The organism is [Actinomadura] parvosata subsp. kistnae (assembly GCF_900323885.1).
GTDB classification, from domain to species: Bacteria; Actinomycetota; Actinomycetes; order Streptosporangiales; family Streptosporangiaceae; genus Nonomuraea; species Nonomuraea composti.
Genome location: NZ_OOHJ01000018.1, coordinates 3,618,157 through 3,637,117, shown reverse-complemented (window position 1 = coordinate 3,637,117; position 18,961 = coordinate 3,618,157). Strand labels below are relative to the sequence as shown.

Sequence of the window (18,961 nt, the reverse complement as noted above, 5' to 3'; positions counted from 1 at the left end):
TCTACTTGATCGACGAGGCGATGCGGACGGCCTCCTTGAGGCTGCCCGCGCCCTCCAGGCGGAGGTTGACGCCGTCCTGCTGCCAGATGAGCGTGGCGGCGGCCTGCCGGAGCGGGACCTGCGTGCCGTCCTCGCGCGGGATGTAGCCGAGGGGGTGCTCGCCGGGGATCCACCAGGCCTCACGGCCGTTCACGCGGGTGTACTCGGGGGCGGGCGGGCCGAGCTTCTTGAAGAAGTACGGGGCCATGGTGCCGTCGAACTGGTCGAGCCTGATCCCTCCTGGCCAGAACATCGAGGCGACCCGGCCGTTCTCGGACACGGTGACGCGTTGCGGCTCGCCCAGCGCCGCCGGGGTCCGTACCGGGAACCTGACCTGGGCGGGGAGGTCCGCCCTTGCGACCTCGTGCTCGCCCGGCAGGCCAGCGGTGGTGGTGACGGGCGGCGGCGTGGTGTCGCCGACCTCGATCTCGATGCCGGCGAAGCGCAGGATCTGCGCCACGGCGGCGCGGCCCTGGGGGGTGGCGGCCGTGACGGTGATCACGGCGACGACCACGGCGGCCACGACCGCCCACCGCCTCCGCCGGCGCCGCCGCGCCGGCCGTACAGGCTCGTCCTCGCGGGAGGCGGGTCCGGGGCGGGCACGGACGGCGGGGGACGCGCCGGGTTCGGGGCGGTCACGGGCAGCGGCGGGCGCGTCGGCTTCGAGGCGGGCGCGGACGGCGGCGGCCACGTCGGCCGGCGGTGGCGCGGCGGGGACGTCGAGAAGGTCGCCGAGCGCCGTCAGCTCGGACTCGAAGGCGTCGAGCGCGTCGGAGGGCTCATTTGAGCTCATCCCCCACCTCCTCCCTGAGCCGGGCCAGCCCCCGGTGCGTGCTGGACTTGACGGTGCCGACGGGCCAGCCGAGCACCTGCGCGGTCTCGGCCTCGCTCAGTTGTAAGAAGTACCGGCACACGACGGCCTGGCGTTCCCGTTCGGGCAGGGCGCGGACGGCGGCGAGCAGGCGGGTGCGGCGGTCGGTGGCGACGGCGGTGTCCTGCGGGTCGTCGGGGACGCGGGTCTCGGCGGTGCCGCCGAGCCGCAGTTCGAGGGAGGAGCGCCGGCCGCGCGAGCGGGTGAGGTTGTGGGTCTCGTTGGCGACGATGCGCAGCAGCCACGGCCGGAACGGCGCGCCCGCGCGGAAGCCGGACAGGTGCCGGTAGGCCTTGACGAACGCCTCCTGCACCACGTCCTCCGCCTCGTTGCCCGCCCCGAGCAGGAACGCGGTACGGTGGGCGAGCGCGCTGTAGCGGGCGACCAGCACCTCGTAGGCCGTCAGGTCGCCTCGGGCCGAGCGGGCGATCGCCTCGTCGTCGTCCATGGCGAGTCAGATTCCACCGCATACGGGTCGCGCGGGGAAGGGCGATCCGCGGATCGTGTCATCCTGGTGACTGTCCAGGGCACTAGACTCTGGCAATCCATGAGCCCCTCGAAGGAACGGGATTATGTCTTCTGGGTATGACCGTGTAGTTCAACCGGCGGCCGGTGACGAGGCCCTGGAGAACCACCTGGGTGGGGACGAGGCCAAGAACTATCGGCAGTACGAGTTCGACATGGTCGCCCCGCACGTGGGCCGGTCGATGCTGGAGATCGGCTCGGGGCTGGGTCACTTCGCCGAGCAGTTCCTGCCGCGTCTCGACCGGCTCGTGGTGAGCGACTTCGACCCTTACTGCGTGGAGCAGCTGGAGAAGCGCTTCGCCGACCGCGACGAGATCGACGTCCTGCAGTTCGGGCTGCCGACGGACATCCCGCTGGAGGACAAGGTCGACACGGTCGTGCTGATGAACGTCCTGGAGCACATCGAGGACGACGCGGAGGCGCTGCGGTCGCTGGCGCGGGTGACGCTGCCGGGCGGGCGCATCATCATCTGGGTGCCCGGCTACATGCAGCTTTATGGAGACTTCGACCGCAAGGTGGGGCACGTCCAGCGCTACACGCCGAAGACGCTGGGCACGACGGTCGCCAAGGCGGGGCTCGACGTCGAGGTGCTCAAGCCGATCAACTTCCTGGGCGGCATCGCCTGGTGGGCGGCGGTGCGCCGGGGCGGCGTGGGCTATCCCGACCCGCGGCTGGTGAAGATCTACGACCGCACGGTGGTGCCGCTGACCAGGCTCATCGAGCGGTTCGTGCGCCCGCCGTTCGGCCAGACGGTGTTCTGCGTGGCGCGCGTGCCGCAGGAGAAGCAGCGGTGAGCCGCCCGGGCCGCCCCAAGGGTTGCGGGGTGGCCCGGGCGGTCACTTGATGGAGCCGGCGGTCAGGCCGCCGACCACCTTCCGCTCGATCAGGGCGAACAGGATGATCACCGGGATGGTGGCGATCACCGAGCCGGCGAACAGGTTCTGCCAGTCCACCTGGTACTGCCCGATGAACGAGTTGAGTGCCACGGGGAGCGGCTGGTTCGCGGTCGTGGTGGTGAGCGTCAGCGCGACCACGAACTCGTTCCACGCGGCGATGAACGTGAAGATCAGCGCGGTGATGACGCCGGGCATGGCCAGCGGCAGCGTGATCCTGAACAGCGCGCCGAAGCGCCCGTTCCCGTCGATGAAGGCGGCCTCCTCCAGCTCGCGCGGGATGGAGGAGAAGTACGCGTTGAGGATCCACACGGCGAAGGCCAGGTTGAAGCCGCCGTTGACGAGGATCAGCGACCAGATCGAGTCGACCAGCCCGAACTGGAAGAACTCGCGGTAGATGCCGACCACCATGGCGGTCGGCTGGAACATCTGGGTGATCAGCACGAGGATCAGGAACGCGGTGCGGCCGCGGAACTGGTGCCGGGCCGAGTAGTACGCGGCGGGCAGCGCCACCAGCAGCACGAGCAGCGTCGAGCCGGCCGCCGCCTTGATCGTCACCCACAGGTTGCCGGCCAGGCCGCTGCCCCAGAAGTCGACGAGGTTCGACCACACCCACTCGTCGGGCCAGAACGTCACGTCACGCAGCGACTCCTGAGAGCGCAGCGAGGTCAGCAGCATGACCACGTACGGGAACAGGAACAGCAGCGCGACGACGTAGGCGGTGGCCGCGACGAGCACGGTCTTGACCTTGGGCATGGCGCGGCGCGCGCCGCCGCCGCCCGCGCGGGCGTGGTGGTGATGGGGCTGGGCCGGCGCCGGCACGGTCTTGACGGCCATCAGGCCACCTCCTTGTTCCACCGGGACACCTTGAGGAAGACCACGGTGAGCACGATCACCATGCCGAAGTTGACGACGGACATGGCGGCCGATTCGCCGATGTCGGAGCCCTTGAGGATGTACATGAGGATGGTCGAGGTGGCGGTCGAGTAGCCGGGCTGGCCGTGGGTCATGGCCCAGATGATCGGGAAGCTGTTGAAGACGTTCATGACGTTGATCAGGGCCGCCACGGTGAGCGCGGGGCGCAGCAGCGGCAGCGTGATCGACCAGTACGTCCGCAGGCGTCCCGCGCCGTCCATCCTGGCGGCCTCGTACACGTCGGCGGGGATCGTGGCGAGCCCGGCGAGCAGCGCGTACGTGGTGAACGGCACCGAGACGAACACGGCGACGAACACCAGCCACGGCATGGCGGTGGCGGCGTCGCCGAGCTGGTCGGCGGCGGCTCCGCCCATGGCGTCGATGAGCCCGAGCTTGAGGCGGATCTGGTTGATCACGCCGACCTCGGGGTCGAGCATCCACTTGAAGATGATCGCGGTCATCAGCACCGACGCGGCCCACGGCGCGATGAGCGCCCAGCGGGCCAGCTTGCGCAGCGGGAAGCGCTGGTTGAAGAGCTGGGCCAGGGCGAGCGAGATCAGCACGGTGAGCGCGACGACGGCGACCACCCAGATCACGCTGCGCAGCATGACGTCGGCGAAGTCCTTCTCGGCGAAGAGCTTCTCGTAGTTCGCGAATCCGGCCGAGCCGCGCACCACGCCCAGCCGGCTGATCTCCAGGAACGACGACCTGATCATCTCGACCACGGGCCAGAGCACGACCAGGGCGATCAGCACGATGGCGGGCCCGACCCAGGCGAGGGGTTCGAGGGCGCGCAGGCCCCGCCGCCGCCGCACGCGCGGCTCTTTCACGTCCAGCGTTGTCACTCAAGCACCTTTCGACAGGCCGGTACGGCCGGCGTGGGGCCGGCCGTACCGAGGTCCTGCTGGATCAGCCGGCCGCTTCCGCGGTCTTCTGCAGCTCACCGAGGACCTTGGCGGGGTCGTCCTTGACGGCGCCGCCGATGGTCTGCTTGATCGCCGGGTTCAGGGTGGCCCACTTGGGGTCCTGGAAGGGGTAGAAGCTGGCGTTGGGCAGGGCGTCGAGGAACGGCTTGAGCTTCTCGTCGCCGGACAGCTTCTGGATGCCGCCGTTGGTGACGGGCAGCAGCTTGTACGTGTCGGAGATCTTCTGGGCGGCGGTGCCGGTGTAGAAGAAGTCGAAGAACTTCTTGATCTCGGCGGCGTGGCCGTTCTTGTTGAACGCCATGATCCAGTCCATGACGCCGAGCGTGGTGTCGAGCGGGCCGGTCTTGCCGGGGATGGGCGCGACGCCGTAGTTCTTCAGCCCGGCCGCGTCGAAGATCGGGATGGACATGGGGCCGCCGTTGACCATGCCGACCTTGCCGGCGCCGAAGTCCTCCCAGACCGTCTTGCGGTCCTTGGTGCCCGGGTTCGGGGTGGTGAGGCCGGCGTCGACGAGGCCCTTCATGTACGTGAAGGTCTCGATGTTCTGCGGCGAGTTGATCGCCCACTTGCCGGAGGCGTCCTTGTAGCCGCCGCCGTTGCCGAGCATCCACAGGAACGACTCGGCCTGGGCCTCCTCCTGGCCGAGCGGCAGGCCGAACGGCTGCGTCACGCCGGCCGCCTTGAGCTTCTCGGCGGCGGCCTTGAGCTCGTCCCACGTCTTGGGCGGCTCGGCGATCTTCGCCTTCTCGAACAGGTCCTTGTTGTAGAACAGGGCGCGGGCGGAGGAGACGAACGGGATGCCGTACGCGGTGCCGTTCACCTTGCCGAACTCGGCGAACTTCTGCAGCATGTCGCCGGAGACGTTCGGGGACAGGACCTCGTCCACCTTGTAGAGCAGGCCGTCCTCGACGAAGCCGGAGTAGTCGCCGGTCTGCAGAATGTCGGGGATCTGCCCGTTCTGCACCATGGTGGCGACTTGCTTGTCGATGTCGTTCCAGTTGATGACCTGGACGTCGACCTTGATGTTCGGGTTGGCCTTGGTGAACTCGTCGGTGACGCCCTTCCAGAACGTCTCGCCGGAGTTGGGCTTGCCGGGGCCGTCGCCGTAGTCGGCGGCGACCATCTTCAGGGTGACCTGCCCGCCGCCGGACGCCTGGGTGTCACCCCCACCGCCTGAGCCGCCCGACCCGCAGCTGGACAGGACCAGCATGGTGGCAAGGCCGAGAGCGGCGCCGCCCACAAGCTTCATGTTCACTGGAGATACCGCCTTCTCGTCGGACGGGCCCCGCTGGTCCGTACCAGCCGGCGGAGCCCCGCCCAGGGGGATGTGCGCGCGAGCCGACACGCGACCGCGTTTGCGCAAGCGTAAGCCGGAGTTCAGCAGCCGGTCTATACCGGCCTGTCTCGGTTTGGCAACATCCGGGCCGCGAGAAGCGCACAACCGGTCTAGACCGGATGTCAGAGAATCTTGCGGCGGACGTTCTCCCCGCCCTCCGGCGTGCCGATCCACGGGCCGTCGATGGACGGGTCGAGAATGCCCTCCTCGACGAAGGTGTAGCGGCCGTCGAGCACGTAGCCGGCCACCCGTACGTCGTGGCCGTCGCTGTTGTCCCACAGGCGGTCGAACAGCGCGTCCACCCGGTTCCTGGACTGGCGGCAGAAGGTGTCGGCCAGCTCGTACGGCCGGCGCCCCAGGTCCTTGGAGTCCTCCTCGGCCTTGAGGCAGGCGGCGGTCATCGCGTACAGCTCGGCCCCGATGTCGACGATCCGGCCGAGGAACGACTGCTTGTGCTCCAGCCCGCCCTGCCAGCGGGACATGCCGTAGAAGGTGGACCTGGCCAGCTTCCTGCTGGTCCGCTCCACGAAGCGCAGGTGCCCGGCCAGGGGGCCGAAGGCGGCGTACGCGGTGGGCAGGTTGCCGGTGCCGGCCACCAGCGTGGGCAGCCACTTGGCGTAGAAGCCGCTCGCCCGGCGCAGGGCCTGGGCGCGCTCCTGGCGGCTGGCGTCCGGGTTGATCAGCTCGCCGGCGACGGACAGGTGCGCGTCCACCGCCTCGCGGGTGATCGCCAGCCGCATGATCTCGGAGGAGCCCTCGAAGATGCGGTTGATGCGGGAGTCGCGCAGCATCTGCTCCGCGGGCACCCCGCGCTCGCCCCTGGCGGCCAGCGACTCGGCGGTCTCGTAGCCGCGCCCACCGCGCACCTGGACCAGCTCGTCGAGCACCTTGTACGACAGCTCGGAGGCGAACAGCTTGGCCAGCGCGGCCTCGATCCTGATGTCGTTGCGCCGGTCGTCGGCCAGGCGGGCGGTCAGCTCGCAGACGGCCTCGACGGCGTACGCGGTGGCCACGATGAAGGCGATCTTGGTGGCCACGGCCTCGTGCTGCCCGACCTTGCGCCCCCACTGCACGCGCTCGTTGCCCCACTCGCGGGCGATCTTGACGGCCCACTTGGAGCTGCCGGCGCAGGTGGCGGGCAGCGAGAGGCGGCCGGTGTTGAGCGTGGTGAGCGCGATCCGCAGCCCCTCGCCCTCCTTGCCGATGAGGTTCCTGGCGGGCACCCTGACCTGGGAGAACTCGGTCACGCCGTTCTCGATGCCGCGCAGCCCCATGAACGTGTTGCGCCGCTTGACCGTGATGCCCGGGGTGTCGGCCTCGACGACGAACGCGCTGATCTTCTTGCCGGTCCTGGCCATGACGACGAGGAGGTCGGCGATGACGCCGTTCGTGGTCCACAGCTTGACGCCGTCGAGCACGTACTCGTCGCCGTCGCGCACGGCAGTGGTGGCCAGCCGCGCCGGGTCGGAGCCGACGTCCGGCTCGGTCAGCAGGAACGCCGAGATCTCCCCGGCCGCGCACCTGGGCAGGAACTCCCGCTTCTGCTCCTCGGTGCCGAACAGCTTGAGCGGCTGCGGCACCCCGATCGACTGGTGTGCCGACAGCAGCGTGGCCAGCGCCGGGCAGTACGAGCCGACGAGCGTCAGGGCGCGGCAGTAGTACAGGTACGGCAGGCCGAGCCCGCCGTACTCCTCCTTGATCGTGATTCCGAACGCGCCCAGCTCCGCCAGGCCCTTGACCACGTCGTCCGGGATCTGCGCGGTCCGCTCGATGAGCGCCGGGTCCACCCGCGCGTCGAGGAAGCGGCGCACCGACCTGACGAACTCCTCGCCCTTCTTGGCCGCCTCGGCGGGCGGCGCGGGCGCCGGATGCACCAGGTCCATCCGGAAGTCGCCGAGGAAGAGCTGCTTGGCGAAGCTCGGGCGGGCCCACTCCTTCTCCCGCGCCTGCTCGCCGACCTGCCGGGACTCCGCGTACTTGGCGTGCTGGGTCATGGCACCTCCGGACGTCGCGCCGCCTGTGCTCATGGGTACTGCCCGCCTGACGGCGCCCTGTCGCCGTTTATAGCCCGATTTTGTATGAACGGCGAGGCTTGACGTGGAGCGCGGCGATCGCCACCGCGCCCAGCACGGCCGGGACCAGCAGGTAAACGCCGCAGAACGCCAGCCCCAGCAGCGACATCCCGGTGCCCACGACGGCCACGGTCCGGTGGCGGCCACGCGGCAACATCCGCACCGCCGCCGCCACCCCCGCCGACGTGACCGCCGCCAGGCACGCCGAGGTCGCCCGCATCAGCACGTCCAGGTCCATCGCCGCCACCAGGACGGGCACGCTCAGCACCAGCACCAGCCCGAGACTCCGGTACGGCGTGCGCCCCGGCGCCCCGCCCCTGGCGAACCAGCGCGGCAGCGCCCCGTCCGCCGCCAGCGCCGCACCGAGCCTGGAAGCCCCCGCGATGTAGGTGTTGACCGCGCCGAACGTCAGCAGCACCGCCACCACCCCGGTCACCGGGCGGGCCGCCGGGCCGAGGCCGAGCTGCAGCATGTCGGTGAGGGGCACGGCCGACATGTCCGCGCCGAGCACGGCGACCGAGGTGACGGAGACGCCCGCGTACAGCACGCCGATCACGGCGAGCGTGACCACGGTGGCGCGCAGCAGGCCCCGCCGGTCGGCGAACTCGGCCGACAGGTGGCTGGCCGCCTCCCAGCCCACGAAGGCGAACATGAGCACCCCGGCCGCGCCGGCCACGCCCGCCGGGCCGTACGGGGCGAAGGGGGTGAAGTTGGCCGGGTCGGCGTGCGGCGCGGCGGTGATCACGGCGGTGGCCAGCAGCGCGACGAGCAGGGCGACGAAGCCGATCTGCAGCCCGCCGGACGTGCGCAGCCCGGCGGCGTTCGCGGCGAAGGCGGCGGCCAGGATCAGGCACGCGGCCACGGTGGCGTTCACACCCAGGCAGGCTTCGACGTACTGGCCGCCGACCAGCGCGCCGGCGACGGTGCCGATCGGCACGGCGCCGTAGAACCACCAGCCGGTCACGGCGGCGGCGTGCCGGCCGAACGCCAGGCCGACGACCGCGGCCACGCCCCCGCCGCCCGGGTAACGCGCGCCGAGCGCGGCGAACGTCAGCGCCACCGGCACGCTCAGCGCCAGCATCCCCGCCCACGCCAGCACCGACGCGGGCCCGGCTGCGGCGGCGGCCAGGTGCGGCAGCACCAGCATGCCCGGCCCGAGCACCGCGCCGACGAGCAACGCCGTGCCGTGCCATACCCCCATATGTCCATTCATGGGGCCGAAAGTAGTCCGTCCATTCGGTGTTCCTGGGTGCTGGCCGAACGTTCGGCCGGAAAGCATGGAAACCTGAGGTCATGGACGAACTTGATTCGGCGATCATACGGCTGCTCCAAACGGATGCTCGGCAGTCCAACCGCGAGCTGGCCAGACAGCTCGGCATCGCGCCCTCCACCTGCCTGGAGCGGGTCAGGTCGCTGACCCGGCGCGGCGTGATCCGCGGCTACCACGCCGACATCGACCCGGCCGCGCTCAACCGCGGCGTGCAGGCCATGGTGTCGGTGCAGGTACGGCCGCTCAGCCGGGCGGTGATCAACGCGTTCAAGGCGTCGGCGGCCGAGATGCCCGAGGTGATGAGCGTGTTCGTGCTCGCGGGAGGTGACGACTTCCTCCTGCACGTCGGGGTGCAGGACCTCGACCATCTGCACGCGTTCCTGCTCGACCACCTGAGCAAGCGCAAGGAGATCGTCGGGTTCCGCACGTCGGTGGTGTTCCAGCAGGTGCAGAAGGCGGTGCCGACCCGGCTGGAGGACGCCTGACTTTCGTCAGGGGTGATCCCTGACGGTCGGCGGATCCGCGGAGGGGGCCCGCTTTCCTAGGTTCTTCCTCGTGAAACTCCTTCTGGCCCTCGCCCTCGCCGTCTCCCCCACCTCGGCCCCCTCCCTCTCGCCTGCCGCCATCGACGCCTACCTCCAGGACGCCATGGAGGCCACCGGGGTGCCGGGCCTGTCCGTGGTCGTGACGCACGACGGCAAGGTGGTGCACGCGGCCGGATACGGGCACGACTCCGAAGGACGCCCCGTCACCGAGGACACCCCCATGCGGGTGGCCTCGGTGAGCAAGTCGTTCACCGCCATGGCCGTCATGACGCTGGTGGAGCGGGGCAAGATCGAGCTGGACTCCCCCGTGGCCGCGCAGCTGCCCGGCTTCGCGATGGCCGACCCGCGCGCGGCCCGGATCACCGTACGGCAACTGCTCAACCAGACCTCCGGCCTGTCCGACACCACCGTGGACATCGCCGCCACCGAGGAGGCCACCTCCCTGGCCGACTACACCGCCCGCCTGGCCGATTCCCGGCTGGCCGCCGACCCCGGCACCCGCTACGAGTACTGCAACGTCAACTACGACCTGGCGGCGCGACTGGTGGAGGTGGCGAGCGGCCGGCCGTTCGGCGACTACATGAGGGACAAGGTGTTCGGGCCGCTCGGCATGACCACCAGCGCCGTCTCCGCGCAGGTCGTGCGGCCCGCCGACGGCTACAACTCCCTCTTCGGGGCCTGGCTGCCCCGCCCCGAGCTGGACGGCTTCCTCGACGGCGGCGGCTCAGGCGGGGTCGTCACCACCGCCGCCGACATGGGCAAATGGCTCATCACGCAGTCGGGCGACGGCCCGCCGCTGGTCAAGCGGCAGAGCCTGGAGACCATGCACCAGCCGTCGAAGATCCGCCCGTACGGGATGGGGTGGGGCATCGAGGACGGCGGGCAGCTCGTGCACTCCGGGAACCTGTTCACCTACAACGCCGTCGAAGCCGTCTCGCCCAAGACCGGCTACGGGTTCGCGGTGATGGCCAACAGCGCCAGCCTGTACGACCCGACGTACGACATCATGCGCGGGCTCACGGCGCTCAGCGAGGGCCGGCAGCCGGAAGCGCTGGGCAGCGACCGGCAGCTCTTCGAGGCGGTGCTGGCCGCGCTCGCCCTGCTCGCGGCCGGGCTGGGCGTCCTGGGCGGGGTGCGGGCACGACGCTGGGCCGCCCGCCGCTCGGGGCGCCCGTGGTGGCGGATCGCCCTGCGCACGATCCCCGCGCTGGTGCCGGTCGCGGTGCTGGCCTGCTACCCGGACCTGGTGTCCGTGCTGATGAACGGCCGCACGGTCACCTGGGCACAGCTCACCTACTTCCCGGCGCCGCTGTCCGTCACGGTGCTGGCCGCGGCGCTCGCCGGCTTGGGGGTGACGATCGCCCGGCTTGGTGCCCTGCGTAAGCTCACAAGGCACGCGAACCGCCGCCATCGTCGTCAGGCTGAACGCCGTACCGACGCCCTCCGTCGGCAACCGGTGTGACCACTGCTTCGTGGCTTTGTAAGCCTTCGGCCCGTTCTCACCAAGTACGGGTGTAGATCGACGAAGGGAGCAAGGCCGGTGCGTCTCAAACGGGGGAAGCTCGCCACCGACCCCGTGGCGTTCGAAGCCTTCTACCGGCGGCACATCGACGCTGTCACGCGGTTCCTGTCCCGCCGGGTCGACGACCCGCACACGGTCGCCGACCTGGCGGCCGACGTGTTCCTCGCGGTGTTCGACTCGGCGCACACGTACCGCCCCGGCAAGGGAAGCGAGATCGCCTGGCTGTACGGCGTCGCACGCAACACGCTGTCGTCGGAGCGGCGGCGGGCGCTGCGGGAGTCCCAGCTCACGTACCGCGTGAGCGGGCGGCGTCCGCTGGACAGCGACGACGTGTCCCGGCTGGAGGAACAGATAGACGCGGAGCAGCCCGCCAGAGCGGCCTTCGAGGCCATGGCCGGATTACCCGACGGGGAACGCGCCGTCCTGGAGCTGGTCGTCCTGGAGCAGCTCACGCCGTCGGAGGCGGCGATGGCGCTCGGGATCCGGCCGGGGACCGCCATGGTGCGGCTGCACCGCGCCCGGAAAGCGCTGCGCGACCTGCCCTTCGTCATGGAAGGAAATCCACGATGAGATTCGAGGAGCAGTTGCTGATGGACCTCAAAGCCGAGATGACCGCGCGGAACGAGCGCAGCCGCCGCATCGGCCGCCGCCTGCTCGCGGGGGCGGCGGTGGCCGGGCTCGCGGCCGTGGCGGCGGTCGCGGTGCCGCTGCTGAGCGGGCCGGAGCCGGCGTACGCGGTGAGCAAGAACCCCAACGGCACCCTCACGGTGGAGCTCAAGGAGTTCAGGGATTCCGACCAGTTGGAGCAGGACCTCAAGAACCTCGGGGTGACCGCCGACGTCACCTACCTCAAGCCGTACACCAAGTGCCAGGACGGCCGGGGCGCGCTCGTCGGCGGCGGGTACGACACCCCGGAGGAGTGGCGCGAGTCCGTGCACTACAAGGTCGCCCGGCCGGCGAACAAGGCGTTCGTCATCGACCCCCGGCAGGTCGGCAAGGGGCAGACGGTGCTGCTGGAGTTCACCGAGAACCCGGACGGGCCTTACAAGTCGCAGCTCAAGGCGGAGGTGATCGAGGGCTCCGTCAAGCCGTGCGTGCCTGAGCACGACCCGACGCAGGTCGGCTGACGGTTCCGGCCCGTCCGGGGCCCGCATCGAGACCCCGGACGGGCCGCTTCACGCGGGGACGCTCGTCAAGGAATCCCGGCTCCTCGGAACGGCGGCATAACTGATCACCAGGGCACCGAGGCTCAGCGCCGCCCCGACCAGCCCGAGCCACCGCAGCCCGCCGTCCACCGCGACCAGCCCGCCCCCGAGGGCCGACCCGGCCGCGATCCCGATGTTGAACGCGCACACGTTCACCGACACCGCCAGGGTGGGCGCCCGCCCGGCGTGCCGCAAAACCAGGCTCTGCAACACCGGCGTGGTCGCCGACGTCAGCACTCCGAGCACGAGCACGGCGGGGACCGCGGACCAGCCCCACGGCAGCGCGAACGGAAAGATCGCCAGCACGACGGCGAGCCCGGCGAACGTCCCCCGCACGGTGGCCCCCAGCGACCGGTCCGCCAGCCGCCCCGCCACCAGCCCACCGGCCAGGCTGCCCACCCCGTAGACGAGCAGCAGCGTCGACACCGCCGTGGCCCCGAACCCGGTGATCTCGGTCAGCGCCGGCGCCAGGTAGGTGAACACGGTCGAGGTCGCCGCCAGCCCGACGGCCGTAGTGGCGATCACCACCAGCACCCGCCGCCCCAGCACGGCGGCCACCTCGTCCCGCACGCTCGTCACGGGCGCCTCCTGCCGCGGCAGCACGGCGGCCAGCACTCCCGTCACGGCCAGCGCCAGCCCCGCCAGCACCGCGAACGGCGTCCGCCACCCCGCATCCTCCCCCAGCAGCACGCCGAGGGGCACGCCGAGCAGCGTCGCCACGGAAAACCCGGCACCGACGGCCGCGATGGCCGTCCCGACCCGCCGCGCCTCCACGACCCGCGTCGTCACCATCAACGCCAGCGTCAGAAACGCCGCATGACTCAACGAGGCGACCACCCGTCCGACGATCAGCACCTCGTACGACCCGGCCACCGCACACAGGACATTCCCCGCGGCGAACACCACCAGCAACGCCAGCGCCAGCCCTTTGCGCGGCACCCGCACGGTCGCGACCGTCACCACCGGCCCCCCGACCACCACCCCCAGCGCATACGCCGTGACCGCCTGCCCCGCCGTAGCCACCGAAACGTGCAGATCAGCGGCCACCTGGGGCAGCAACCCGGCGATCAGATACTCCGACGTGCCGACCACGAACACGCTCACCATGAGCACGACCGGCACCAGCCAGCTCTTCTTCACGGGGAAACTCTTCATGGGGGAACGCTAAAGTCTCACATGCATGTGAGAGTCAAGCCGTGGAGGTGACTGGGATGCGCATCGGCGAATTGGTCCGGCGCACGGGCGTGAGCGAACGACTCCTGCGCTACTACGAGGAACAGGGCCTGCTCCACCCGTCCCGCCTGCCGAGCGGCTACCGCTCGTACACGGAGGCCCACGTCGAAACCGTCCGCCGCATCCGCTGCCTTCTGGCGGCCGGCCTGAGCACCTCGACGATCGCCATCGTCCTGCCCTGTTTGGAGGCGGACGGCGAACGCCTCGCCCCCACCTGCCCCGACGTGGTGGGCCGCCTTCGCGCGGAACGCGACCGCATCGACCAGGCGATGCGCGACCTCCACGAGTCCCGCCAAGCCCTGGACCTGGTCATCTCAGCAGCCCGCGTGTAATCACCGAGCCTTGTCTTTCATCAGCCACTACCTCCTGGGAGGGCGCGCCAGGTGAGCACTTGGCATCCGAGACGAGTCACGTGCGAGTCTGTGCGCATGTGTCCTTCACGGAGGCGCGGGCTGCCTCCGCCCGTCCCTCTTCGCGAACTGCTGGGCACCATCGTCTCGGGAACGGTCGTGCCGGACGGGCCGCGGATACGGCTGGACGGGGAGCTTGCCTCGACGCCCGCGTACATCAGGGACTTCCCTTGGAGCGGCAGCCGGGCCGATGCGGTCAGGGCCGGGCGGCGCGTCACCGCTGAGGTCGTCTCCGTCGATGAGACGGAAGGGCGGATCTGGCTGTCCCTGGCGGCGACGGAGCACCCCGAGCTCTGGGCGTTCCTGAAGGGACTGAGGGCGGGGGACGTGCTCACCGGACGGGTCGCTGACGTGCAGCGGTTCGGGGTGTTCGTCGCCCTGGACGAGGGGCCGCCGCATCCCACCTACCCCGGCGTCGGTTTCGTGTCGGTCCCCGAGCTTTCATGGATCCCTTTCGAGCAGGTCACCGACGTCGTCCGGGTCGGGCAGCGGGTCCGTGGCGAAGTGCTCGCCTTCGACACCTACAACGGTGAAGCGAGGCTTTCCCTGCGTGCCTTGCAGCCGGATCCTTTCCAGGTGTTCGCTGAGCGGGCCGAGGTCGGGCAAAGGCTGTCGGGCACGGTCACCATGGTCGTCCCGTTCGGGGTGTTCGTCAGGGTCGCGGACGGCGTGGAGGGGCTGATCCAGGATGCCGCCGGCCAGCCTGGTGACATCGTCCAGGTCGTCATCGTCGGCCTGGAGCGGGAGCGGCACCGGCTGTTGCTCGCACCTCGCGAATAATTCGGTTGCACCGCCACCGGGCGCCCCATAGCCTCTTGGACATGCGCCTTTACCTGTAATTCGCGAACGCGAAGCCCTGTCCCCCGTCCAGACATGTGACGCGGCACGCAGCCGAGCTCGCCGAGCGGCCCCCCCTGTACGGAGCCGCGTCCCGAATTACGTAGAGGAGCGTTGTATGTTCATCCGTGCCAGCAACAAGAAGAGCCGCCCCGGCATGCCTGTCGTGCGGCCGATGCCCAAGATGCCGCAGCGGCCGATCGCGCCGCCGCGCCGCATCCCGTCCAAGGGCAGATGAAGCAACTACCGGGATGGTAGTTAGGCGAGCGCCGCCCCCCTGTTACGCCCGGGGCGGCGCTCGCGCATGCCTTAGAGCCGTTCGATGATGGTGACGTTGGCCTGGCCGCCGCCCTCGCACATCGTCTGGAGGCCGTACCGGCCGCCGGTGCGCTCCAGCTCGTGCAGGAGCTTGGTCATCAGGATGGCGCCCGTGCCGCCCAGCGGGTGGCCGAGGGCGATGGCGCCGCCGTTGGGGTTGACCTTGGCGGGGTCGGCGTCGAGCTCGTGCATCCAGGCGAGCGGCACCGGCGCGAACGCCTCGTTGATCTCGACCACGTCGATGTCGCCGATCGACATGCCGGCCTTCTTCAGTGCCCGCTGCGTGGCGGGGATCGGCGCGGTCAGCATGTAGACGGGGTCGTCGCCCATGAGCGCGAGCTGGTGGATGCGGGCCCGCGGGGTGAGGCCGTGGTCGCGTACGGCCTGCTCGGAGGCGATCAGCACGGCGCCGGAGCCGTCGGAGATCTGCGAGGAGGTGGCGGCGGTGATCTGGCCGCCCTCCTTGAGGGTCTTGAGGCCGGCCATCTTCTCCAGCGTCGTGTCGGCGCGCGGGCCCTCGTCGTCCTCGACACCGTTGACGGGAGCGATCTGGTCCTTGAAGTAGCCGTTCGCGACGGCCTTGGCGGCGCGCTGGTGCGACTCGAACGCGTACTGCTCCAGCACCTCGCGCGTGTAGCCCCATTTCTCGCACATCAGCTCCGCGCCGCGGAACTGCGAGATCTCCTGCTTGCCGTACCGTTCCACCCACTTGTCGCCGAACGGGAACGGCATGCCCTTCTCCAGGGCGGCCGTGATCGAGGAGCCCATGGGCACGATGCTCATCGACTCGACGCCGGCGGCCACCACGAGGTCCTGGGTGCCGGACATGACGCCCTGGGCGGCGAAGTGGATCGACTGCTGCGAGGAGCCGCACTGCCGGTCGATCGTGACGCCGGCGGTGGTCTCGGGCAGACCCGCCGACAGCCAGGCATTTCTCGCGATGTCCATGCTCTGGGGGCCGAACTGCATGACGCACCCCATGATGACGTCCTCGACCGCCTCGGGGTCGACGCCGGTGCGGTCGATCAGCGCCTTCAGCGTGTGAGCGGCCAGGTCAGTGGGGTGGACGGTGGACAGGCCGCCCTTCTTCTTGCCGACCGGGGTGCGGACCGCCCCGACGATGTACGCCTCTGCCACAGTGCCTCCTGGAAACCGAGCATTATTCGGTTACTAGGGGCAGCGTACAACAGAACGTCATTCGGGCGCAGGTTCCGTGGGGGCTACGAGCTCCTCCTCGGCCTCCTCCTTGGCCGGGGCCACCAGATCCTCCGGCGCGTCGATACGGAAACGCCACCGATCCACGGGGATCCCGTTCAGCGCCTCCGACAGCTCCAGCGCCAGCGCGCCCAGCTTCAGCGGGTCGTCGCCGCGCAGCTCGACCGCGGTCAGCTCGGTCGCGAAAGGCAGCAGCTCCTGTACGGCCGGCGGCTGCCCCTTCTGCGGCACCAGCGCCGCCTTCACCTCCCCGGCCGTGAACAGGAACTCGTCCTCCTCGTCCTGCTGCAGCAGGGGGGCCAGCTCCTCGGCGGACGGGCGTACCGGCAGGATCACCGCGGGCCCGCTCTCAGCCCCGTCGTCAGCCGGATCGCTCACCTCGCCCCGGCACACCGCGAGCCCGCCCAGCCGGAACGCCAGCCCCTCCGCCAGGTAACGGTCGAAGAAGTCGAGCGGCAGCGGCCCCTCGGCGGCCACCCGGACCGCCCACACCCGCTCCAGCTCGCCGCCCGTCAGATCCTTGTCCGCCTCCACCGGGGCGCACACCCGGACGTCCACAGCCACGATGTCGTCGCCGTCCCGCCTGGCGTTCGGGTCGGCGAGCTGCACCAGCCGCAGCAACTCGCCGGGGTCCGGTTTGGCGGGCAGCGCCGCCGTGGGGCCAGTACGCAGTCTCCGCTTCGCCAACCAGCCCATGCCCGCCTCCGCGCTCAGCTTCTGTAAGAGCTCGTCATCGTCGCGTACACGATGACGTTGTCGGTGTAGTGCCCGGTGGTCCGATCGTAGGTGCCACCGCAGGTGATGAGGTGCAGTTGGGCGTTCTGCTGCTCCCCGTACACGCGCTGCGTCGGGAAGGTCTTCTTGTCCGCCTGCTCCACCCCGCCGACGGTGAACACCGCGGTCGTCTTGTCCTGGCGCTTGACCTCGATGGTGTCGCCGTTCTTCAGCTCCGGCAAGCGGGCGAAGACGGCGGCCGTCGTCCGGGTGTCCTTGTGGCCGAGCAGCACCGCCGGGCCTGCCTCACCCGGGGTGGACATGTTCCGGTACCAGCCGACCAGGTTCGCGTTGTTCGACGGCGGCACCTCGATCGTGCCGTCCTTCCGCAAACCCACCGACTTGATCGGCGCGTTGATCCCCAGCCGCTTCACGACCAGCCTGATCGGTGTCGAAGGCAGCATGGGGGGCGCCGGGGTGATCTGCGGCAGCGGCGGCGGCACGTTCGCCGGCGCCTGGAACCACGCTTGCTCCGGCTGACCGCTCTGCTTCGGCTGCGCCTGCAGATTCAGCGTGTCCCTGCTGCTGCTCTGCAGGCCGTACTCCTCGGGGGACTTCAGCACGATCAGCAGACCCGCCACCACCGTCACCACGCCCGCTATCGCGGCCGTGATCAGCACCGCCCTCAGTGCCGTGCTGCCTTTGTCCTGGGGCGGTTGCGGGGTGGGCGCTTGGCCGCCGTACGGGTAGTAGCCCGACACGTCGCCTCAGCCCTTGATCGAACGGCGTCGCATGACCAGACCCCCGACCGCTGCTGCTCCCACCAGGGCCGTGCCCGTCAGGATGAACAGCCGCCCGTCCGGCCCCATCGTGCCACCGGCACCGGTGTCCGCACCCGCCTTCGGGGTCGTGGACTTCCTGGTGGTGGTGCTCCTGGACGGGGTGATCGTCACCGTCGAGGTGCGGGTGGTGGTGGGGCGGGGGCTGGTGGTCGTCGGGCTGGGGCTGTTGCTGCTGGTCGACGTGCTCGTGGCGCTGGCCACCGTGAAGCTGTACGTCTTGAGCCCGGTCGTCGGAGCGGCGCACTTCAGCAAAAGCGAGCCGGTGGTGCCGAAGGCGAGATCGCCTGCGGTCAGCGACACAGTGCCCGTCGTGGTGGGCTTGACCTTGAGCGTGACGTTGGGCAGCGCTGCGAGAGTCGCACCGACCGTTACGTTGCTGAGGGTCGCCTCGCCGCTCGGCGCGGTGGGGACACCGGCGCCGGTCGCCTTGACCGTGACGAAGACCTTGGCGCCCGTCGTCGGGAAGCCGCTGGGGATGACCAGCGGGTCGCCGGTGCTCTGGATGGTGCCTGTCCAGGTGAGCGTGGCGTCGGTGTTGACCGTGGCGGTGGGGGTCGACAGGGCGACCTTCACGTAGATGTCAGCGGGGTAGTTGGTGTCGGTGTTGGCGGGGTCGGTGACGTCGCAGTCGTAGAGGACGACATCGTCTCCGTCGGTGCCGCCGCCATTGCCACCACCTGTCTGCACCGGAATCGTGATGCCGCCGGTGGCGGGCACTGCCGACACGTAGGTGCAGTTGGTCGTCGCGCTACCGATCTTGATCGACAGCAGCGGCGTGCTGGGGGTCGTCACCGGTGTCAGGTTCAGGTTGCCGCCCGTGGTGGCGGTCACATTGACCATCGCCGTCATCTCCGGAGGGGTGAAGTTCTGCCCGGATGTGACCCCAGTAGTGACAGAACCACTGCCATTGCCCCTGAGCGGGCTTGGCGTCCCTCCTTGAACCGTCAGGTCGCCTCCGGTCGTGGTAACCGCAGTTTGAGCAGTCAAAGCCGCCGTGGTCCGGATGGCCGGGAAAGTCCACTTGACGGAAGCAGTGCCATTCGGCGCGACGGTCTCAGGCGCCGCGACTGTGACAATGACGTTGCCAGGCTGAAGCGAACCTCCTGTGCAGGCGTAGGTGACCTGCATCGTCTTGTCGGCAGCCTGCGCCGGCGACGACAGAGCGAACACCGAGCAAACAAGGAGGACAAGCGCACTTGCGAGCCCCAACGCAGACGCCATGTGGGCAAGGCGAAGCCTCACCTGGGACATAAGCACGGGTCCTTCTCCGTTT

General features: G+C 70.1%; 19 protein-coding genes. 7 read left to right on the top strand and 12 right to left on the bottom strand.

The window, feature by feature from the left end; all coding sequences use genetic code 11:
* Nucleotide 1: 1 nt before the first annotated feature.
* Both KIS93_RS37330 and KIS93_RS37325 read right to left on the bottom strand, forming a co-directional pair.
* On the bottom strand, nucleotides 2-832 hold the full coding sequence (locus KIS93_RS37330) for a hypothetical protein (protein ID WP_080043261.1): 831 nt from the start codon (nucleotides 830-832) through the stop codon (nucleotides 2-4).
* Nucleotides 819-1,358 (bottom strand): RNA polymerase sigma factor, encoded by a 540-nt coding sequence (locus tag KIS93_RS37325; RefSeq protein WP_080043262.1) that lies wholly within the window; start codon nucleotides 1,356-1,358, stop codon nucleotides 819-821. Before KIS93_RS37325 ends, KIS93_RS37330 begins: the two co-directional genes overlap by 14 nt.
* Before the next feature lie 124 nt (nucleotides 1,359-1,482).
* Between KIS93_RS37325 and KIS93_RS37320 the strand changes: the two genes are divergently transcribed.
* The gene (locus KIS93_RS37320; RefSeq protein WP_080043263.1) at nucleotides 1,483-2,229 is read left to right on the top strand and encodes a class I SAM-dependent methyltransferase; all 747 of its coding nucleotides are present in this window, start codon (nucleotides 1,483-1,485) and stop codon (nucleotides 2,227-2,229) included.
* Between the two features lie 42 nt (nucleotides 2,230-2,271).
* Here KIS93_RS37320 and KIS93_RS37315 read toward each other — a convergent pair whose 3' ends face one another.
* The 5 genes from KIS93_RS37315 to KIS93_RS37295 all read right to left on the bottom strand — a co-directional run bounded on the left by KIS93_RS37315 (nucleotide 2,272) and on the right by KIS93_RS37295 (nucleotide 8,778).
* Nucleotides 2,272-3,165, bottom strand: a complete 894-nt coding sequence (locus KIS93_RS37315) for a carbohydrate ABC transporter permease (protein WP_230465616.1) — start codon at nucleotides 3,163-3,165, stop codon at nucleotides 2,272-2,274.
* On the bottom strand, nucleotides 3,165-4,088 hold the full coding sequence (locus KIS93_RS37310; protein ID WP_080043264.1) for a carbohydrate ABC transporter permease: 924 nt from the start codon (nucleotides 4,086-4,088) through the stop codon (nucleotides 3,165-3,167). Before KIS93_RS37310 ends, KIS93_RS37315 begins: the two co-directional genes overlap by 1 nt.
* Nucleotides 4,089-4,152: 64 nt before the next feature.
* The gene (locus tag KIS93_RS37305; RefSeq protein ID WP_080043265.1) at nucleotides 4,153-5,418 is read right to left on the bottom strand and encodes an extracellular solute-binding protein; all 1,266 of its coding nucleotides are present in this window, start codon (nucleotides 5,416-5,418) and stop codon (nucleotides 4,153-4,155) included.
* A gap of 209 nt (nucleotides 5,419-5,627) precedes the next feature.
* Nucleotides 5,628-7,499, bottom strand: a complete 1,872-nt coding sequence (locus KIS93_RS37300) for an acyl-CoA dehydrogenase family protein (RefSeq protein WP_080043266.1) — start codon at nucleotides 7,497-7,499, stop codon at nucleotides 5,628-5,630.
* 67 nt (nucleotides 7,500-7,566) lie between these two features.
* A complete protein-coding gene (locus tag KIS93_RS37295; protein ID WP_155128625.1) occupies nucleotides 7,567-8,778 on the bottom strand; it encodes an APC family permease in 1,212 nt (403 codons plus the stop codon).
* A gap of 92 nt (nucleotides 8,779-8,870) precedes the next feature.
* On the opposite strand from KIS93_RS37295, the gene KIS93_RS37290 reads away from it, so the two are divergent.
* The 4 genes from KIS93_RS37290 (at nucleotide 8,871) to KIS93_RS37275 (ending at nucleotide 12,041) form a co-directional block, all read left to right on the top strand.
* Complete coding sequence (locus KIS93_RS37290) at nucleotides 8,871-9,332, top strand: Lrp/AsnC family transcriptional regulator (protein ID WP_080043268.1); 462 nt, start codon at nucleotides 8,871-8,873, stop codon at nucleotides 9,330-9,332.
* A gap of 70 nt (nucleotides 9,333-9,402) precedes the next feature.
* The gene (locus KIS93_RS37285) at nucleotides 9,403-10,854 is read left to right on the top strand and encodes a serine hydrolase domain-containing protein (RefSeq protein WP_230465617.1); all 1,452 of its coding nucleotides are present in this window, start codon (nucleotides 9,403-9,405) and stop codon (nucleotides 10,852-10,854) included.
* A gap of 78 nt (nucleotides 10,855-10,932) precedes the next feature.
* Nucleotides 10,933-11,484 carry an RNA polymerase sigma factor gene (locus tag KIS93_RS37280; protein ID WP_080043269.1) on the top strand — a complete coding sequence of 184 codons (552 nt, stop codon included), beginning with the start codon at nucleotides 10,933-10,935 and terminating at the stop codon, nucleotides 11,482-11,484.
* The gene (locus KIS93_RS37275) at nucleotides 11,481-12,041 is read left to right on the top strand and encodes a hypothetical protein (RefSeq protein WP_080043270.1); all 561 of its coding nucleotides are present in this window, start codon (nucleotides 11,481-11,483) and stop codon (nucleotides 12,039-12,041) included. The genes KIS93_RS37280 and KIS93_RS37275 overlap by 4 nt, the downstream gene beginning before the upstream one ends.
* A gap of 48 nt (nucleotides 12,042-12,089) precedes the next feature.
* Here KIS93_RS37275 and KIS93_RS37270 read toward each other — a convergent pair whose 3' ends face one another.
* A complete protein-coding gene (locus KIS93_RS37270; protein ID WP_186404619.1) occupies nucleotides 12,090-13,274 on the bottom strand; it encodes an MFS transporter in 1,185 nt (394 codons plus the stop codon).
* Between the two features lie 56 nt (nucleotides 13,275-13,330).
* Between KIS93_RS37270 and KIS93_RS37265 the strand changes: the two genes are divergently transcribed.
* Together KIS93_RS37265 and KIS93_RS37260 are read left to right on the top strand one after the other, a co-directional pair.
* Nucleotides 13,331-13,684, top strand: a complete 354-nt coding sequence (locus KIS93_RS37265) for a MerR family transcriptional regulator (protein WP_080047288.1) — start codon at nucleotides 13,331-13,333, stop codon at nucleotides 13,682-13,684.
* Nucleotides 13,685-13,780: 96 nt separating this feature from the next.
* Nucleotides 13,781-14,542 carry a S1 RNA-binding domain-containing protein gene (locus tag KIS93_RS37260; protein WP_080047289.1) on the top strand — a complete coding sequence of 254 codons (762 nt, stop codon included), beginning with the start codon at nucleotides 13,781-13,783 and terminating at the stop codon, nucleotides 14,540-14,542.
* Between the two features lie 366 nt (nucleotides 14,543-14,908).
* On the opposite strand, the gene KIS93_RS37255 is transcribed toward KIS93_RS37260, so the two are convergent.
* From KIS93_RS37255 to KIS93_RS37240, 4 genes are read right to left on the bottom strand one after another with little or no spacing between them, the layout of a single operon-like run.
* A complete protein-coding gene (locus KIS93_RS37255; RefSeq protein WP_080043271.1) occupies nucleotides 14,909-16,054 on the bottom strand; it encodes an acetyl-CoA C-acetyltransferase in 1,146 nt (381 codons plus the stop codon).
* A 57-nt stretch (nucleotides 16,055-16,111) separates the two neighbouring features.
* A complete protein-coding gene (locus KIS93_RS37250) occupies nucleotides 16,112-16,828 on the bottom strand; it encodes a hypothetical protein (RefSeq protein WP_080043272.1) in 717 nt (238 codons plus the stop codon).
* 14 nt (nucleotides 16,829-16,842) lie between these two features.
* Nucleotides 16,843-17,607, bottom strand: a complete 765-nt coding sequence (locus KIS93_RS37245) for a class F sortase (protein WP_080043273.1) — start codon at nucleotides 17,605-17,607, stop codon at nucleotides 16,843-16,845.
* Nucleotides 17,608-17,613: 6 nt separating this feature from the next.
* The gene (locus tag KIS93_RS37240) at nucleotides 17,614-18,909 is read right to left on the bottom strand and encodes a hypothetical protein (protein WP_155128626.1); all 1,296 of its coding nucleotides are present in this window, start codon (nucleotides 18,907-18,909) and stop codon (nucleotides 17,614-17,616) included.
* Nucleotides 18,910-18,961: the final 52 nt, after the last annotated feature.

Coding starts and splice junctions, on each gene's coding strand:
- KIS93_RS37330 (WP_080043261.1), bottom strand. CDS start 832: ATGAGCTCAAATGAGCCCTCCGACGCGCTCGACGCCTTCGAGTCCGAG.
- KIS93_RS37325 (WP_080043262.1), bottom strand. CDS start 1,358: ATGGACGACGACGAGGCGATCGCCCGCTCGGCCCGAGGCGACCTGACG.
- KIS93_RS37320 (WP_080043263.1), top strand. CDS start 1,483: ATGTCTTCTGGGTATGACCGTGTAGTTCAACCGGCGGCCGGTGACGAG.
- KIS93_RS37315 (WP_230465616.1), bottom strand. CDS start 3,165: ATGGCCGTCAAGACCGTGCCGGCGCCGGCCCAGCCCCATCACCACCAC.
- KIS93_RS37305 (WP_080043265.1), bottom strand. CDS start 5,418: ATGAAGCTTGTGGGCGGCGCCGCTCTCGGCCTTGCCACCATGCTGGTC.
- KIS93_RS37300 (WP_080043266.1), bottom strand. CDS start 7,499: ATGACCCAGCACGCCAAGTACGCGGAGTCCCGGCAGGTCGGCGAGCAG.
- KIS93_RS37295 (WP_155128625.1), bottom strand. CDS start 8,778: ATGGGGGTATGGCACGGCACGGCGTTGCTCGTCGGCGCGGTGCTCGGG.
- KIS93_RS37290 (WP_080043268.1), top strand. CDS start 8,871: ATGGACGAACTTGATTCGGCGATCATACGGCTGCTCCAAACGGATGCT.
- KIS93_RS37275 (WP_080043270.1), top strand. CDS start 11,481: ATGAGATTCGAGGAGCAGTTGCTGATGGACCTCAAAGCCGAGATGACC.
- KIS93_RS37270 (WP_186404619.1), bottom strand. CDS start 13,274: ATGAAGAGTTTCCCCGTGAAGAAGAGCTGGCTGGTGCCGGTCGTGCTC.
- KIS93_RS37265 (WP_080047288.1), top strand. CDS start 13,331: ATGCGCATCGGCGAATTGGTCCGGCGCACGGGCGTGAGCGAACGACTC.
- KIS93_RS37260 (WP_080047289.1), top strand. CDS start 13,781: ATGTGTCCTTCACGGAGGCGCGGGCTGCCTCCGCCCGTCCCTCTTCGC.
- KIS93_RS37250 (WP_080043272.1), bottom strand. CDS start 16,828: ATGGGCTGGTTGGCGAAGCGGAGACTGCGTACTGGCCCCACGGCGGCG.
- KIS93_RS37240 (WP_155128626.1), bottom strand. CDS start 18,909: ATGGCGTCTGCGTTGGGGCTCGCAAGTGCGCTTGTCCTCCTTGTTTGC.